At 31.2% G+C, this 16,189-nt stretch carries 15 protein-coding genes; 9 read left to right on the forward strand and 6 right to left on the reverse strand.

All coding sequences use genetic code 11. The annotated features are described in order from the left end of the window. The first annotated feature begins 156 nt into the window (after positions 1-156). From KO494_RS12485 to KO494_RS12495, 3 genes are all read left to right on the forward strand, one after another. Positions 157-1,245 (forward strand): M42 family metallopeptidase, encoded by a 1,089-nt coding sequence (locus KO494_RS12485; protein ID WP_215967949.1) that lies wholly within the window; start codon positions 157-159, stop codon positions 1,243-1,245. A gap of 122 nt (positions 1,246-1,367) precedes the next feature. Then, complete coding sequence (locus KO494_RS12490; RefSeq protein WP_215967950.1) at positions 1,368-2,510, forward strand: aminotransferase class V-fold PLP-dependent enzyme; 1,143 nt, start codon at positions 1,368-1,370, stop codon at positions 2,508-2,510. Between the two features lie 10 nt (positions 2,511-2,520). Beyond that, positions 2,521-3,072, forward strand: coding sequence for an NUDIX domain-containing protein (locus tag KO494_RS12495; protein WP_215967951.1), 552 nt, complete (start codon positions 2,521-2,523; stop codon positions 3,070-3,072). Between the two features lie 411 nt (positions 3,073-3,483). On the opposite strand, the gene KO494_RS12500 is transcribed toward KO494_RS12495, so the two are convergent. The 5 genes from KO494_RS12500 to KO494_RS12520 form a co-directional block, all read right to left on the reverse strand. Next, positions 3,484-3,846 carry a hypothetical protein gene (locus KO494_RS12500; protein WP_215967952.1) on the reverse strand — a complete coding sequence of 121 codons (363 nt, stop codon included), beginning with the start codon at positions 3,844-3,846 and terminating at the stop codon, positions 3,484-3,486. 108 nt (positions 3,847-3,954) lie between these two features. Then, positions 3,955-6,000, reverse strand: coding sequence for a hypothetical protein (locus KO494_RS12505; RefSeq protein ID WP_215967953.1), 2,046 nt, complete (start codon positions 5,998-6,000; stop codon positions 3,955-3,957). Positions 6,001-6,017: 17 nt separating this feature from the next. Then, positions 6,018-6,227, reverse strand: a complete 210-nt coding sequence (locus KO494_RS12510) for a DUF6140 family protein (RefSeq protein WP_215967954.1) — start codon at positions 6,225-6,227, stop codon at positions 6,018-6,020. Positions 6,228-6,242: 15 nt separating this feature from the next. Next, positions 6,243-6,401, reverse strand: coding sequence for a hypothetical protein (locus tag KO494_RS12515; RefSeq protein ID WP_215967955.1), 159 nt, complete (start codon positions 6,399-6,401; stop codon positions 6,243-6,245). A gap of 191 nt (positions 6,402-6,592) precedes the next feature. Continuing rightward, on the reverse strand, positions 6,593-7,573 hold the full coding sequence (locus KO494_RS12520; RefSeq protein WP_215967956.1) for a YafY family protein: 981 nt from the start codon (positions 7,571-7,573) through the stop codon (positions 6,593-6,595). Between the two features lie 90 nt (positions 7,574-7,663). Between KO494_RS12520 and KO494_RS12525 the strand changes: the two genes are divergently transcribed. From KO494_RS12525 to KO494_RS12550, 6 genes are all read left to right on the forward strand, one after another. Beyond that, positions 7,664-8,920: an oligosaccharide flippase family protein gene (locus tag KO494_RS12525; protein ID WP_215967957.1), complete on the forward strand. Its 1,257-nt coding sequence runs from the start codon at positions 7,664-7,666 to the stop codon at positions 8,918-8,920. A 13-nt stretch (positions 8,921-8,933) separates the two neighbouring features. After that, positions 8,934-9,626: a PrsW family intramembrane metalloprotease gene (locus KO494_RS12530; RefSeq protein WP_215967958.1), complete on the forward strand. Its 693-nt coding sequence runs from the start codon at positions 8,934-8,936 to the stop codon at positions 9,624-9,626. 96 nt (positions 9,627-9,722) lie between these two features. Beyond that, entirely contained in the window at positions 9,723-10,208 is a 486-nt protein-coding gene (locus KO494_RS12535; RefSeq protein WP_215967959.1) for an acetyl-CoA carboxylase biotin carboxyl carrier protein subunit, read from the forward strand. 1 nt (position 10,209) lies between these two features. Beyond that, positions 10,210-11,652 carry an acetyl-CoA carboxylase biotin carboxylase subunit gene (gene accC, locus KO494_RS12540; RefSeq protein ID WP_215967960.1) on the forward strand — a complete coding sequence of 481 codons (1,443 nt, stop codon included), beginning with the start codon at positions 10,210-10,212 and terminating at the stop codon, positions 11,650-11,652. Between the two features lie 54 nt (positions 11,653-11,706). After that, on the forward strand, positions 11,707-13,248 hold the full coding sequence (locus tag KO494_RS12545; protein WP_215967961.1) for an acyl-CoA carboxylase subunit beta: 1,542 nt from the start codon (positions 11,707-11,709) through the stop codon (positions 13,246-13,248). A 28-nt stretch (positions 13,249-13,276) separates the two neighbouring features. Beyond that, the gene (locus KO494_RS12550; protein ID WP_215967962.1) at positions 13,277-14,263 is read left to right on the forward strand and encodes a phosphotransferase; all 987 of its coding nucleotides are present in this window, start codon (positions 13,277-13,279) and stop codon (positions 14,261-14,263) included. A gap of 20 nt (positions 14,264-14,283) precedes the next feature. On the opposite strand, the gene KO494_RS12555 is transcribed toward KO494_RS12550, so the two are convergent. After that, a complete protein-coding gene (locus tag KO494_RS12555; RefSeq protein WP_215967963.1) occupies positions 14,284-16,053 on the reverse strand; it encodes an ABC transporter ATP-binding protein in 1,770 nt (589 codons plus the stop codon). Between the last annotated feature and the right edge of the window lie 136 nt (positions 16,054-16,189).

Below are 16,189 nucleotides of genomic sequence, written 5' to 3' on the forward strand. Positions count from 1 at the left end.
AAAATAAATTAGAAACCAAACTTTTAATCATTTAAAGCTAAGTGTAAAAATCTAGCTTAAATGCAATATAAAAGTATGGAAGTAAAATTAATAATTTACCTCTTGTTAAACCTTAAAATAGTATTAATATTATTATTTTAGTAAAAAATTTTACAAATGGCAAAAAAGAGCATACTTAACAAAAAGTCTATAGACTTTTTAGAAAAATATTTAAATAATGCAGCTCCAACTGGGTACGAATGGGAAGGACAAAAAATTTGGATGGACTATTTAAAGCCTTATGTTGATGAGTTTATTACAGATACCTACGGAACTGCTGTTGGTGTAATTAACCCTAAAGCAAAATACAAAGTAGTTATTGAAGGACATGCTGACGAAATTTCATGGTACGTAAACTATATTAGTGATGACGGATTAATTTACGTAATTAGAAACGGAGGAAGTGATCACCAGATTGCACCTAGTAAAATTGTTAATATACATACCAAAAACGGTATTGTAAAAGGAGTATTTGGCTGGCCTGCAATACATACAAGAAACAAAGCAAAAGAAGAAGCACCAAAACCAGATAATATTTTTATTGATTGTGGTTGCACTACTAAAGAAGAAGTAGAAGCCCTTGGTGTGCATGTTGGTTGTGTTATTACTTACCCAGATGAATTTCATATTCTTAACAAAGACAAATTTGTTTGTCGTGCTTTAGACAACAGAATGGGTGGATTTATGATTGCTGAAGTGGCACGTTTATTAAAAGAAAACAACAAAACATTACCTTTTGGTTTATACATTACCAACTCGGTACAAGAAGAAATTGGGTTACGTGGTGCAGAAATGATTACACAAACTATTAAGCCTAATGTTGCTATAGTTACAGATGTTACACATGATACCACTACGCCAATGATTGACAAAAAGAAAGAAGGTCATTTAGAACTAGGTAAAGGTCCTGTGGTAGCCTTTGCTCCTGCTGTGCAACAAAAACTACGCGATTTAATTACAGATACTGCCGAAGCTAAAAAAATTCCTTTTCAACGTTCTGCTTTATCAAGAGCTACAGGAACAGATACCGATGCCTTTGCATATAGCAATGGTGGCGTTGCTTCTGCTTTAATTTCATTGCCTTTACGTTACATGCATACTACGGTAGAAATGGTACATAGAGACGATGTAGAGAATGTTATTAAAATGATTTATGAAACACTTCTTAAAATTGAAGATGGGGAAACATTTTCTTATTTTAAATAAGCAACATTTTAAATACTATAAATTAAAAGCCTCTATTGTTGAGGCTTTTTTTATTCTTACGCCGCTCCTATTCAATCTACCCAAACTTTAGTAGCTTTATACTTTCAATTACACCAGCAATTATGCAATTACAAAACCAAAAACACCTTTTCGATCTTCCTAAAGATATCACCTATCTAAACATAGCATCACAATCACCAGCATTTCAAGCAATTTACGAAGCAGGATTAGAAGGTTTAAAGCAAAAAAACAGACCTTATACCATTAAAGGTTCCGATTATTTTGAACCTGTAGTAACGCTTAAAAAACTCTTTGCAAAACTAATTGATGCTAACAATTATAACAGCATTGTAAGCATTCCTTCTGCTTCTTACGCAATAGCAACAGTTACTAATAATATTGTTTTAAAGGAAGGCGATGAAATTTTGGTCATCGAGGAACAGTTTCCTAGTAATTATTACTCTTGGCAAAAACTGGCAGAAACCTACAATGCCACAATTATAACAGTAGGCAAAAAGGAAGGTGAGCATTGGAATACCAATGTTTTAAACGCAATAACAAACAAAACAGCTGTTGTTGCTATAGGAAATATACATTGGTCTAACGGAAGCTTATTTAATTTAAAAGCTATTAGTACTAAAGCAAAACAACAAAATGCCTTAGTTATTATTGATGGTAGCCAGAGTGTTGGCGCTTTACCTTTTTCGGTGAAAGAGATACAACCAGATGCATTAATCTGCGCTGGCTACAAGTGGTTATTTGGTCCTTATGGATGTGCATATGCATACTATGGAGAATATTTTAATAACGGAAAACCTATTGAAGAAAATTGGTCAAACCGATTAGATAGCGAAAACTTTGCAGGTTTAACCAATTACCAAAACCAATATAAACCATTAGCAAATAGATATCAAGTTGGTGAAAGCGGAAACTTTATACATGTAAAAATGCAAATTGCAGCATTAAAACAAGTTTTAGAATGGACACCAAAGGCCATTCAAGAATATTGCAAAGAGATTTCGGCAGAAGCAGTAAAAGAATTAAAAGCTTTAGGCTGTAAAATAGAAGCCGATGACCAAAGAACGCATCATCTTTTCGGAATAGAATTACCAGAAAACATAAACTTAGATGTATTGAAAGAAAACTTAGTAAATAACCATATTTTTGTTTCTTTTAGAGGCAACTATATTAGAGTTTCCTGTCACGTATTTAATACTAAAGAAGATTTTATACCTTTAATTAATTGCTTAAAAAAACACATGTAATTCTTTTATTATGGACGAATTAATAGATATTGTTACCAAAACAGGGTTGCTAACAGGTAAATCTGCTCTAAAATCTGAAATACATGCAAAAGGGCATTATCACAATACTGCTCATATTTGGTTATACACAAAAAAAGGAGAAGTTTTATTAGCACAAAGAGCGGCTTCAAAAATTATCTGCCCTTTACTTTGGGATGTTTCTGTTGCTGGTCATGTAGATGCTGGAGAGACCATTACACAAGCTGCAATTAGAGAAGTAAAAGAAGAAATAGGCCTTAGCATTTTAGAAAAAGATTTAGAAAAAATTGGTGTTTTTGATTGCTTTCAAAATTATACTAACGGAATTATAGATAACGAGTTTCATCATACCTTTATAACAGAATTACAAGTAGACTTTTCAACTTTAGTATATCAAAATGAAGAAGTTGAAGCGCTAAAACTAGTTACTATTTCCAAATTTAAAACACTTTTAAACAATAGCGAAAACAACCATCACTTTATAGCAAGTAACTATAACTATTACATGAAAGTACTAGATGCCATTATATTAAAAATACACTAAACGCTTTACTATAAAATCATTTTATTAGATTTCACGTATTGTACAAATAAAAAATCTCAACCTTTACGATTGAGATTTTATAAATTATCACGATTATTACCTTAAAGTCCCTAATTGACTGATTAAATAGACTGAAATAATACCCCTAAAATGTCATACTTTTTGGTTACAAATCGTGATTTATCGATTACAATAATATTAAACAAGATTTTCAGCTGAGTATCTTTATATTATAAAACAAAACTAACTCCTAAACAGACATTATATGTCCGTTTTAAATATTTGACAATAAAAAATAGAGCTTTTTCTTAAGTTTATAGGGCACGAAACGTACTATAAAGAAATTTAGAAACACATAAATTGAAGTCAATTTATTAAATGGTTAATTACAACATACTTTGATTCATCGTTTTATATAAATGTACTTGCCTTTTGCTGAATCCCTCTATCTGCTTTAACCAAAACTTTTTTAGTTAATGCAACATTTATGCTGTACTTATGGATATTATCCGCATTTGACATCCAATCTTCCATTCGCATTTTACCTTTCGATTGATTGATGGTACGCTGCGTAACTGAAACATTTTCTGGACAGTTAACCACTTCTGCTATTTCTGCATTGGTTAATCGATCTCGATACGCCATAAATATAGCTTCAGAAGAACGTATGTGCTCATAATCATATCTATCACCTCCACGTAAAGTTTCTCCTGTGTAACAATCGCTATAAAGCGCTATACCATCTCCACCTCTAACCAAAGCTTGTTGGTGCATTTGTGCTTTTACTTTGGTGAAGAGAAGGTCTATTTCTTGGCGGTGGTATGGGCGGGTTGGGTTGAAATTATTCACTAATTTATTTTTGTTTATTTCACTATATTAATTTTATTTAAAACTATTATTTAAAACTTTTTGTCTTTCCTCACTAATATTATAACGCTTAGCATAGCGTAGTAACATTTTTTGTTCAATTTCACCAATCTCACCTTCTAACAATAATAGCTTATATTCTTCCAAATATTTCAACTCATCATTATTAAACATCAACTCTTTCTCTACTTGTTCTGCTTCATCTATTGATATGCCGTATTTTTCAATCTTTCTATTTAACAACTTCCTTTCTATTTCATCTATAATGCCGTCATCTTCAAGCATAAATAAAACATCCTCTTTATACTTATCTAAATTATTATTAGAACGTTCGTTATTATTTAAATTATTATGAACTTGTTTTAGATTATCTATATCTTCAAACTCAACTTGAATCTCTAACTCGAAATGATTCTCTGAACTAGATTTACTTATATCGTCCTTTTGGTAATCGACATTAGCTTTTGCTAAGAGGACGTTTAACTCTACATTCACTTTTGTTAATTCATGAGATGACAAGCTCTCTATTTGCTTAGAAGTTATTATTTCTCTATGACTCATCAAACTCCCATTCATTCTTTGTTCAGCCATACGTTGCCAATTTAAATCTGTAGGTAACCAAACTAGCCCTTCTGGAATATAAGGTGCTTTTTTAGGACTCAATTTTTGATGAAAAGCTAAGTTTAATTCACGCTCTAATTGATTATTATTATTTTCTTTGTTATTATAATCTACATTTGTGCTAACAACTTTATAACTAGCTTTTACTCCTATTTTTTTCTCAGAACTATTTTCATTTTTATCGATGTTTCTGTTTTTATTAATAATATCTATTTTAGTTGCTCCTAAAGTATCTAACAATATGAGAAACTCTCTTAGTTTATCTACAAAAAGTTCTTTTTGATAATCTTTGAGCGGAATATAGCTATTAGCATTATTTGGATGAAAAGTATAAACTTCATTTAATTGTGGATGAGAAAGTGGAAACTTAATATTTTCAGGTATATCATTCACTTTCAGAACAACCAATCCTTCCATTTCAGAATATAATAATTCGTCACTCATAAAAATGAATTTTCTTTTTTGAAATGATATATCTACAAATTCTTTTTTAAGAACTTCATAGCTATTTTCTAATTCTGATTGTAATTCTTCAATTACATCTACTTCAACGTTTCTATTGGCTTTAGTATACAATTGCAAAGTCTCATTAAACCATTTTATTGAATTTAGACCGTCTTCATTGTATTTATAGGCTAAACTATATAAATTACCCAACTGAAAATCATGACTTTTATCATTTCTATCTAAAAACCTTCTATACTCATTGGCTTCCTCTAAAGTTTTTAAATTTTCGCCCAGACCATGAAAAGCTTCCATTCTAAGAAAGTGATAAGTATAGACATTTTCTAAATCATCTCTATCTATTGACTCCAACTCTATCAATAGCTCATCATACTGCTCCTCTTCTAAAAGCACATTTAATTCTTCTATTTTCTCATTACAAACATTTTTATTTAATACTTCAATTATATCGTTAAGCAGCTCTACTACTAATTTACATGCTTGATAATTTTGAGCATTAAAATGACTACCAAATTTACCAAATTCAATCAGTAATTTATAAAAACTATCGTTATTTTCTCCATTTTTAATATCAAAATTTATCCGAGTATGATGTTCATTTACGTATTCTAAATCAATAGACGAAATATCATCCCAATATATTATTTCTAATACATATTCTGCTTCAAACTCTTCAAAAGGAGGATCATAATAGATTGTAAAAATTCCTAAGTCATTAATAAAACAGAAATCATAATGATCTTCATCAACAATACCTACTGAAAGAAATCCTAAAAACAATTCTTTTGTTTCAAATTGTAAATCAAAATTATAGTTCTCTAAAGCAAGTTTATTCATTTTTTTATGAAAAGCATCATAAAGATTTTTATCAATATTTAAACTTCCATTCTCGTAAAAAAACATATCCCCAACAAGACCAGGCTCCTTTAATAGTCTATTCTTATATTTATTTATAACTTCTAAAATTTCACTCATTTCAATGTTTTTAATTCCTAAACCATTTTATATTCCAACCACCCCAAACTCAAATACCCTTCAGGTTTTAAATCAATACCATGAACTCTTATAAAAGCTTTGTATATTTTTTCGACTTCGTCAAAAGGGTTAGAAAACATACTGCTTATCTGTACAGATAATCCAGCATCTACATAATCACCTTGCACATGTATTGCGCGTTTGGTTTTAATTTCAAATGTTGCCATAATAACTTTGGGGTTTTAATTACAAATTAAATCTTCACTAGAAACCAGTTCCCAACCATGAAAACCAACCTCAGGATCCACTTCTGTCCCTTTACAAGTTATAGATGTATTTAATTGAGAAGATACCGTGTCATATTTCTGAATGCCACAAATTTGACATTTGTAGGTAGCCATAATTTAATAGGTTTAAGTAGTTTGGTTTTAATTTCAATTGTAAATCTATATTCTAAACAGACAAAACCTGTCCGTTTAAATTTTATTACAATCATTTTGTAACAATAAAACAGAGATTCTCCATGTAAATGGACATACATTAACTAAAAATAAAATTGAAAAAAAAGAATAATTACCGTTAAGGCTGGAGATTACTTATAGTAGTCTAACATAAGTTCTAAATGATGCTTTACATAATTTTTAATAGACAACGGACTAACCACTTTTACCCAAAGATTATATTTTAACACCTCCATTAAAAATTCATAATTAGGCTCTACAAACACTTTAATTTCTCCCCAAATCTCCGGATTAGTATAATCTAAATGCTTTGTGTCTTGTCTTTTAGGAACCGATACAATTTCTTGAGAGTGATGTAAGGGGTTTGCCTCTAAATACTTAAAATGATGATTAGCAACTTGCATATAAATCCATACTGGAGCTAAACTAGATTTTAAAATACCTATAACATCTTTAAAATAAGCTTCTGGAGTAAAACTTATTGGGTCTTTTACCTGATGCTTGGTAATCTGCAACATTTTAATTCTTTCATCCAAACAAAAAGCATACACACCATACTGCTTATTATTTGCCATTAAATACCAAGCTTTATTAATTTCTTTAATATGCAAAGGTTGAAATAAACCAGTAATAGTTTGAAAACCATTATCATCATACCAGCCAGAATAAGAAATATGCACTAATACTTGTTGTTCTATTGCTTGTATTAAAGGAACCAGATCTACTCGCGAACTTAAAGAACTTCGTGCTGTGGTAACATGTGTTTTCCATGCATGCGCGTGATGATGCAAGAGATATAGCTCTGTTTTTTCATAAACTTCTTTTAACGCTGGACCTATCTCAAATTCATCTATATAATAACCATAGTTGCGTTTATGTAAAACTACTACATGATAATAGGATTTTATTTTATTAAGATCGCGTTTAATCGTTTTTTGTGAAGATTGACTCAATTTATCATAAAGAGCGTCTTCAAGATTATTAGCATGTAACAGACTTAAAGCATTTTGCAGATCAGAAAGTGGCACATAGCCATTTTTTTCAATTCCATACACTTTAGGATTAGAAATAATACGTAATACATAATAGCGCCTAAGAAACTCTGGAGTCATACTTTCTATTTGTAAAAACGAATGTAATAATAATCTTTCAAACACTTAAAAGTAATCCGTTTTTATATATTTGAAAACTAAATACATTTCATGACATCGGTTTTTAGTAAAAAAGATTTTATTGCTACCAAATGGTTTACTCTAGAAAAAATGGTACAGCTTATAACTGGTGTTTTTATAGTTCCACAAATATTTAATGTTCTTGGCACCATAGATCTAGGAAAACTCAAATTAGTAGAATCTGTTTTAGGCATGCTTACTCCTTTATTTTTTTTAGGCTTGTCTTCTATATGCATAAGAGAAATAGTATACAAGCCCAAAAACAGCTCCCAAATTCTAGCTACAGCTTTTTACCTTAGACTTATAAGCTGGTTTGCTCTATTTATTGGCATTTTAATTTATTTTAGTATTGCTCAGGAAAACGTATTAACTAGCCTGTACCTCATTATTACCTGTAGTTACTTTTTTAAATTAACCGATATTTTTGAGTATTATTTACTAGCAAAAAAATCGACAAAATATATTTTTATTAGTAAAATAATAAGCTTAATTATTATTGTTTCCTTGCAATACTATGGTGTTAAAAAACAATTCGATGTATATTATTTTGCCAAACTTATTATTCTTGATTTTATAATTCAGGGATGCATTTATGGCATCATTTTAAAATTTAAGAAACCGCTTCTGTTTAAGCAATGGAAATTTTCATGGCCTTTAGGAAAATCTTTATTAAAGATGTCTTTTCCTTTTATACTTTCTAACAGTTTGATAATGTTTTACATTTCTGTTGATGAATTGTTTTTAAAATATTTTTATGACGATTATGCCAACGGACTTTTTGCTACAGTACAGTTTTTAGTGCTTGGCCTGAGTTGGAATATTGGGTTTTCTATTATCAATGCGTTATACCCTTCTTTGGCAGAATCCTTTCAGCAAAGCAGAACCCTATATATCAAAAAAATAAAAAAGCTTTTAAAAATCATGCTTGTCTTAGGGTTTATTATTGCTAGTTTTTACACTTTCTTTGGAAACCATATTTTAGACACCTTTTTTACAGCATCTTTTGCCCAAGCAAAAACAGCTTTATTAATATTCTGTTGGGCTCCTCTATTCGTTTTTATAGGTATGATTTATGAAAAACACCTTATCAATACAGAAGATTTACAAAAAAACGTATATCGTTTTATATTAGGCTGTGTAGTAAACGTAATTTTGTGCTATTTATTAATTCCTGTTTATTACGTTAATGGTGCTGCAATTGCAGTTTTATCCAGTCATTTTATTACAAATATTGCCTATATTTTAATAGATAAAAAAAGTAGAAAGCAAGTAGTCTCTATTTTTTAATTATTTTTGAATTATGTATTTACTCTCCTTAGCTATAGCTCCAGTTTTTATAATTATCTTATATATTTATTATAAAGATAAATACGATAAAGAACCCAAACGTTTACTTTTGTACAGTTTTTTACTTGGTGCTATTGTAAGCATCATAGTAACAACCATACTTTACATCATTTCAGATTACACCATTCCTATTGCTATTAAAGGAAACACAAGTGTGCTACAACTTTTTATTAAAGCCTTTTTTATAGTTGGTTTTATTGAAGAGTTTAGTAAATATATTATTGTACGCTACTTTGCTCAAAACAAAAAAGCATTTAATGAGCAATTTGATGGTATAGTATACGCAGTAATGGTTTCTATGGGTTTTGCTGCAACCGAAAACATCTTATATGTGCTTCAAGGAGGTGCACAAACTGCTTTTTTAAGAGCTTTTACAGCTATTCCTGCACATGCAACCTTTGCCGTTTTAATGGGATACTTTATGGGGAAAGCAAAGTTTTCAAACAACAAAAGAACTCTAAATTTACTAGGGCTCTTTTTAGCTATTCTATTTCATGGTGCTTATGATTTCTTTTTGTTTCTAGAATTCATTCCAGGTATTTGGGTTGGTGCATTTATTTCCCTTTTCATTGGATTAATGCTCTCTAAAAAAGCCATAAAAAAACACTCTAACAATTCTAGATTTAAAAATTCTTCAACTTTTTAAAACAAATAACTATATTAAATTAGCATAAATATAATTATTCTACTAAATCGTTTTCGTAATTATATATATATTTGCTTGTAATTAAACGCATTAAAAATGAATACATCCTATACCGTAAAAATCAATAATACTACAGAAATTGATATTACCAAAAATGATGCTTTAGCTCTTGACGCTATAGAAATATCTTCCTCAAAATTTCACATACTTCAAGAAAACAACTCGTATAAAGCTGAAATTACAGAAGCAAATTTTAACGAGAAAACATATAAAGTAAAAGTTAACAACAACACTTACAACATAAACATTAACAATGATTTAGATTTGTTAATAAAAGAAATGGGATTTGAAGTTGGAGCTACAAAAAAGGTAAATGATATTAAAGCACCAATGCCAGGATTAATATTAGAAATTAATGTACAAGTAGGTCAAGAGGTGCAGGAAGATGATTCGCTTTTAATATTAGAAGCAATGAAAATGGAAAACGTTTTAACTTCTCCAAGAGACGGCATTATAAAATCTATTTCAATAACAAAAGGAGAAGCTGTTGAAAAAAATCAACTTTTAATAGAGTTCGAATAATATGAAAAAATTACTAGTAGCAAATAGAGGAGAAATTGCAATTCGCGTTATGCAAACTGCTAAAAAAATGGGTATTAAAACAGTTGCTATCTACTCTACTGCAGATAGAAATGCTCCTCATGTAAAATTTGCAGATGAAGCCGTTTTAATTGGCGAAGCACCTTCTAACCAATCGTATTTATTAGGAAATAAAATTATTGACGTTGCTAAAAAGCTAGACGTAGACGCTATACATCCTGGTTATGGCTTTCTTTCTGAAAATGCCGATTTTGCCGAAGCTTGCGAAAAAAATAACATCATTTTTATTGGTCCTAAATCAAAAGCCATACAAATAATGGGAAGCAAATTAGCAGCAAAAGAAGCTGTTAAAGCATACAACATACCAATGGTTCCTGGTACAGACCAAGCAATTACAGACATACCAGAAGCTAAAAAAATAGCCAAAGAAATTGGCTTTCCAATATTAATTAAAGCCTCTGCTGGTGGTGGTGGTAAAGGAATGCGTATTGTTGAAAAAGAAGCCGATTTTACCTCACAAATGGATAGAGCCATTAGTGAAGCTATTAACGCATTTGGAGATGGCTCTGTGTTTATTGAAAAATACGTAGCCTCACCTAGACATATTGAAATACAAATCATGGCAGATACGCATGGTAATGTAGTACATCTGTTTGAAAGAGAATGTAGCGTACAACGTCGTCATCAAAAAGTGGTTGAAGAAGCTCCTTCAAGTGTTTTAACTCCAGAATTACGCGAGAAAATGGGAGATGCAGCTATTAAAGTAGCAAGATCTTGTGATTATGTTGGTGCAGGAACTGTAGAGTTTTTACTAGATGAAGCTAAAAATTTCTATTTTTTAGAAATGAATACGCGATTACAAGTAGAACACCCTGTTACAGAACTAATAACAAATACAGATTTAGTAGCGTTGCAAATTCGTGTTGCCAGAGGAGAAACACTTCCTGTTAAACAAGAAGAATTAAAAATTCATGGTCATGCTTTAGAGTTACGTGTGTATGCCGAAGACCCTTTAAATGATTTTCTTCCTAGCGTTGGTAATTTAGAAGTATACCAATTACCAGAAGGAAAAAATATTCGTGTAGATAATGGTTTTGAAGAAGGAATGGATATTCCTATTTATTACGACCCAATGCTTTCTAAATTAATTACTTATGGCGCGTCACGTGAAGAGGCAATTCAACTAATGCTACAAGCAATAAAAGCATATAAAATTGAAGGTATTGAAACCACTTTACCATTCGGAAGCTTTGTCTGCGAACATGAAGCCTTCCGTTCTGGAAACTTTGATACCCATTTTGTTAAAAAATATTATTCGCCAGAAGCCTTAAAAAGTAAACAGGAGGAAGAAGCAAAAATAGCAGCACTTATTGCTGTAAAACAATATATTGAAGATCAAAAATTATTGAGATTACCAAACAACTAAAATTATTTTACCAGTATCACACTAAGCGTATTCATGTGTATTATTTGAAAAATTATGGAAGCCAAAATAAAAGACCTTAACAAAAAACTTGACCAAGCCTATTTAGGTGGTGGACAAGCGAGAATAGACAAACAACACGAAAAGAAAAAACTAACAGCAAGAGAACGCGTTATGTATTTACTAGACGAAGGTTCTTTTGAAGAAATTGGAGCTTTAGTTACCCATAGAACCAAAGATTTTGGCATGGAAAAGCAACAGTTTTATGGCGATGGTGTAGTTACTGGTTACGGAACCGTAAACGGTAAATTAATTTATGTATTTGCCCAAGATTTCACGGTTTTTGGTGGCTCACTTTCTGAAACACATGCTGAAAAAATTTGTAAGGTTATGGACTTAGCCTTAAAGGTTGGTGCTCCTATAATTGGTTTAAATGATTCTGGAGGAGCAAGAATTCAAGAAGGTGTTCGCTCGCTAGGTGGTTACGCAGATATTTTTTACAAAAACGTACAATCTTCAGGTGTTATTCCTCAAATTTCAGCAATTATGGGTCCATGTGCTGGAGGAGCAGTTTACTCACCTGCAATGACCGATTTCACCATTATGGTAGAAGATACTAGCTATATGTTTGTAACAGGTCCAAATGTTGTAAAAACGGTTACTAATGAAGAAGTTACTAGTGAAGAACTTGGTGGAGCAAGCACACACTCTACAAAATCTGGAGTTGCACACAAAACATCATCAAATGATGTAGAATGCTTAGAAGACATAAAAAAACTACTAAGCTACTTGCCTCAAAATAATACGGAAACTCCTGCCCTTTTACCTTATGAATTACAAGATGAAGTACGCGATACACTATCTAGCATAATTCCTGAAAATGCCAGTACTCCGTATGATATGCATGCGGTAATTTCTGGTATTATTGATGCAGATTCGTTTTATGAAATACATAAAGATCATGCAGAAAATATTGTTGTAGGATTTGCTCGTTTAGGAGGAAGAAGCATTGGTATTATAGCCAATCAGCCAATGTATTTAGCTGGTGTTTTAGATGTTAATAGCTCTAAAAAAGCAGCGCGTTTTGTTCGTTTTTGCGATGCCTTTAATATACCTTTACTAACCTTAGAAGATGTACCTGGATTTTTACCAGGAACAGACCAAGAGTGGAATGGTATTATTGTGCATGGTGCTAAACTTTTATACGCTTTTAGTGAAGCTACAGTACCAAGAATTACCGTAATTACGCGTAAAGCTTATGGTGGAGCTTATGATGTAATGAACTCAAAACATATTGGTAGTGATATGAATTTTGCTTGGCCAAGTGCAGAAATTGCAGTTATGGGAGCAAAAGGTGCAGCAGAAATTATCTTTAAAAAAGAAATACAAACTGCTGAAAATAAAGAAGAAAAATGGAAAGAAAAGGAAGCGGAATATGCAGACCTTTTTGCAAATCCGTATAGCGCTGCAGAACGTGGTTTTATAGACGAAGTAATCTTACCGCAAGACACCAGAAGAAAGCTAATAAAAGCCTTTGCAATGCTAGAAAACAAAGCAATAGAAAGACCTAAACGTAAACATGGTAATATTCCGTTATAAAATTCTTTTAAAACAAATCTTTTAATTCATGGATTATGCTCCTGCTATTAGCAGTATTCTTTCTCCAAAATACCTTGCTGGATTAGTAAAACAACGGTACAACTTAGATGCAACAACAACATGTAGCATCTTAAAAACCGGAATAAACCATACGTATTTAATTACAGAACCGAATACAAAATATGTTCTCAGAGTATATTTTTTAGACTGGAGAACACAAAACGAAATTGAAGAAGAGCTCCAACTATTAGACTTTTTAAAGGCAAACGGTATTTCTGTTTCTTTTCCTATAAAAGACAAAAACAACCAATACATTCAAAGTATTCCTGCTTTTGAAGGTAAAAGATATGCTGTTTTGTTTTCTTACGCCAAAGGCGAAACAGTTAGAAACCCTTCAAAAGAAGTTTGCTTTACCCTTGGTGAAACCATGGCAAAATTTCATCAACTAACGCTAGACAAACACATTAACAGAATAGATTACACTGCCAAAACTCTAGTAAATGATGCTTTTAATTCTGCCAATACATTCTTTAAAAAGAACACAGAAGAGATGGCTTATTACCAACAAGCAAATACCATAATCACTTCTAAATTTGAAAACGCAGATACTTCTAAATTACGAAAAGGTATTGTTCACTTAGACTTTTGGTATGAAAATTTAAAAGTTAAAGAGACCTCTGAAATTACTGTTTTCGATTTTGATAATTGTGGTAATGGCTGGCTGTTTTTAGATCTTTCTTATACATTAATGATTCTTTTTAGAAACGAAGCAAACAAAGATAATTTTAAAGAAAAACAAGCTAGTTTTTATCAAGGCTATACCACTATTGCTCATGTTTCTGATGAAGAGAAAAAACTAATTCCGTATGGAGGTTTAGCTATCTGGTTGCATTATAATAGTATTCATATAAATAGATTTAATGATTTTTCAAATCCTTTTTTAAGCGAAGATTTTTTAAAATATTGGATACACACAGTAAAACAATGGATGGAGTTTAATGGCATAAAAATTTAAAGCTTAAACCTCAACTTTATTTAAATTTTAGCCTGATAGGTATACAAATCAAAGTATCTTCCTTTAGCAGCAATAAGAGTATCATGATTACCACGTTCGGCAATTTTTCCGTTTTCAATAACTAAAATTTGATCTGCTTTTCTAATAGTACTTAATCTATGTGCAATAACTATTGTAGTTCTGTTCTTGGTTAATTGTGTTAAAGATTTTTGAATCAACGCTTCACTTTCTGTATCTAAGTTTGAGGTAGCTTCGTCAAGAATAATAACTTTAGGATCTGCTAAAATAGCTCTTGCAATTGCAATACGCTGTCTTTGTCCTCCAGAGAGCTTCACTCCTCTTTCTCCTATTAAAGTTTCTAAACCATCCTCAAATCTATCTGTAAACTCATTTACATAAGCCGCTTTAATTGCTGCTTGTACCTGATCTTCGGTAGCATTTGGTCTAGGAAACATAATGTTTTCACGTATGGTACCTTCAAATAAAAATTCATCTTGCAAAACAACACCCAAGTGTTTTCTAAAACTGTTTAATTTTACTTTAGAAAGATCTTGACCATCAATAGTGATTTTACCAGATTCTGGATTTAAAAAAGTGGCAGACAATCCTGCAATAGTTGATTTTCCAGAACCTGAGCTTCCTACTAAGGCTATTACAGAACCCGAAGGTGCTTTAAAATCTATATTATGAAGTACTGGTTTACCTTCTTCATAAGAAAAATTAACCTTATTAAATGCTATATCTCCTTTTAGGCTTGGTAATTCAATGGTACGGTTTTCGTCTTCGTCTTCGGCAGCCATATTCATTAGTTCTTCGGTTCTGTCTAATCCTGCTAAAGCTTCGGTTAACTGACTACCAATATTACTCATTTGTATAATTGGTGCAATCATAAACCCTAAAACCAAAGTAAAAAACAAAAAATCACCTGTAGTCATTTCGTTTTGCATCATATAATAACCACCAATTCCCATGATTCCTGTGGTAGCAACTCCTATTAAAAAAGTAGACGAACTAGTCATTAAAGCTGTTGCTGTTAAACTCTTTTTTACATTTTGATACAATCTATCTACTCCTTTTTCAAAGATTATGTTTTCTTGTTCTTCGGCATTAAAGGCTTTTATAACGCGAACTCCTGCTAAAGTTTCGGTTAATCTACCTGTAACTTCTGCATTAATTTTTCCTCTAGTTCTAAAAATAGGACGTATATATTTAAACGCTTTTAAAGCGATTATACCAAAAACAGATAATGGAATAAACACAAAAAGTGTCATCCAAGGGTTTAGTTTAATCAATATAATTAGAGATATAATTGCTGTAAAAGTACCTCCTACTAATTGTACTAAACCTGTACCTATAAGATTTCTAACTCCTTCTACATCTGTCATTATTCTTGAAACTAAGGCTCCTGATTTTGTATTATCAAAAAAACGAATAGGTAGTGATAATACTTTCTTTTGTACTTGGGCACGTAATTCTGATATTAAATATTGCGCTTGAACACTTAATATTTTTGTAAGCAAAAAAGAAGTAACTGCTTGTGCTGTAATAGCCAAAATTACAATAGCAATTAGCATCCATAGTTTACTGGAATCACCACTTGGTACAACCTCATCTAGCAATACCTTACTCTGCCAAGGCAGTATTAAACCAGAAATACTTTTTATAACGATTAGCACCAAACCAATAAATACCAACTTACGTCTTGGCCAAATAATGGTTTTAAACGCTTGTTTTAAAGTTACTTTTGATTTGGTTTTATCTTTAGAATCTGAAGTTTTTAAATGCTGCATAAGTATATAAATGAATTGCAAATATACACATCTTAACTGTTGCTATATTTAGTATTTATGATATATAGCAGCCTGTGTTTTTATCTTAGCTGCTTCTTTTTTAATTCTCCTCTACATTCTAGCACTTTACAAGAGA

The organism is Lacinutrix sp. C3R15 (genome assembly GCF_018860825.1).
Classification (GTDB): domain Bacteria; phylum Bacteroidota; class Bacteroidia; order Flavobacteriales; family Flavobacteriaceae; genus Oceanihabitans.

What these genes read in the sequence shown, in the direction of transcription:
- KO494_RS12485 (WP_215967949.1), top strand. Translation starts at nt 157, where the DNA reads ATGGCAAAAAAGAGCATACTTAACAAAAAGTCTATAGACTTTTTAGAA.
- KO494_RS12490 (WP_215967950.1), top strand. Translation starts at nt 1,368, where the DNA reads ATGCAATTACAAAACCAAAAACACCTTTTCGATCTTCCTAAAGATATC.
- KO494_RS12495 (WP_215967951.1), top strand. Translation starts at nt 2,521, where the DNA reads ATGGACGAATTAATAGATATTGTTACCAAAACAGGGTTGCTAACAGGT.
- KO494_RS12500 (WP_215967952.1), bottom strand. Translation starts at nt 3,846, where the DNA reads ATGCACCAACAAGCTTTGGTTAGAGGTGGAGATGGTATAGCGCTTTAT.
- KO494_RS12505 (WP_215967953.1), bottom strand. Translation starts at nt 6,000, where the DNA reads ATGAGTGAAATTTTAGAAGTTATAAATAAATATAAGAATAGACTATTA.
- KO494_RS12510 (WP_215967954.1), bottom strand. Translation starts at nt 6,227, where the DNA reads ATGGCAACATTTGAAATTAAAACCAAACGCGCAATACATGTGCAAGGT.
- KO494_RS12515 (WP_215967955.1), bottom strand. Translation starts at nt 6,401, where the DNA reads ATGGCTACCTACAAATGTCAAATTTGTGGCATTCAGAAATATGACACG.
- KO494_RS12520 (WP_215967956.1), bottom strand. Translation starts at nt 7,573, where the DNA reads ATGACTCCAGAGTTTCTTAGGCGCTATTATGTATTACGTATTATTTCT.
- KO494_RS12525 (WP_215967957.1), top strand. Translation starts at nt 7,664, where the DNA reads ATGACATCGGTTTTTAGTAAAAAAGATTTTATTGCTACCAAATGGTTT.
- KO494_RS12530 (WP_215967958.1), top strand. Translation starts at nt 8,934, where the DNA reads ATGTATTTACTCTCCTTAGCTATAGCTCCAGTTTTTATAATTATCTTA.
- KO494_RS12535 (WP_215967959.1), top strand. Translation starts at nt 9,723, where the DNA reads ATGAATACATCCTATACCGTAAAAATCAATAATACTACAGAAATTGAT.
- accC (WP_215967960.1), top strand. Translation starts at nt 10,210, where the DNA reads ATGAAAAAATTACTAGTAGCAAATAGAGGAGAAATTGCAATTCGCGTT.
- KO494_RS12545 (WP_215967961.1), top strand. Translation starts at nt 11,707, where the DNA reads ATGGAAGCCAAAATAAAAGACCTTAACAAAAAACTTGACCAAGCCTAT.
- KO494_RS12550 (WP_215967962.1), top strand. Translation starts at nt 13,277, where the DNA reads ATGGATTATGCTCCTGCTATTAGCAGTATTCTTTCTCCAAAATACCTT.
- KO494_RS12555 (WP_215967963.1), bottom strand. Translation starts at nt 16,053, where the DNA reads ATGCAGCATTTAAAAACTTCAGATTCTAAAGATAAAACCAAATCAAAA.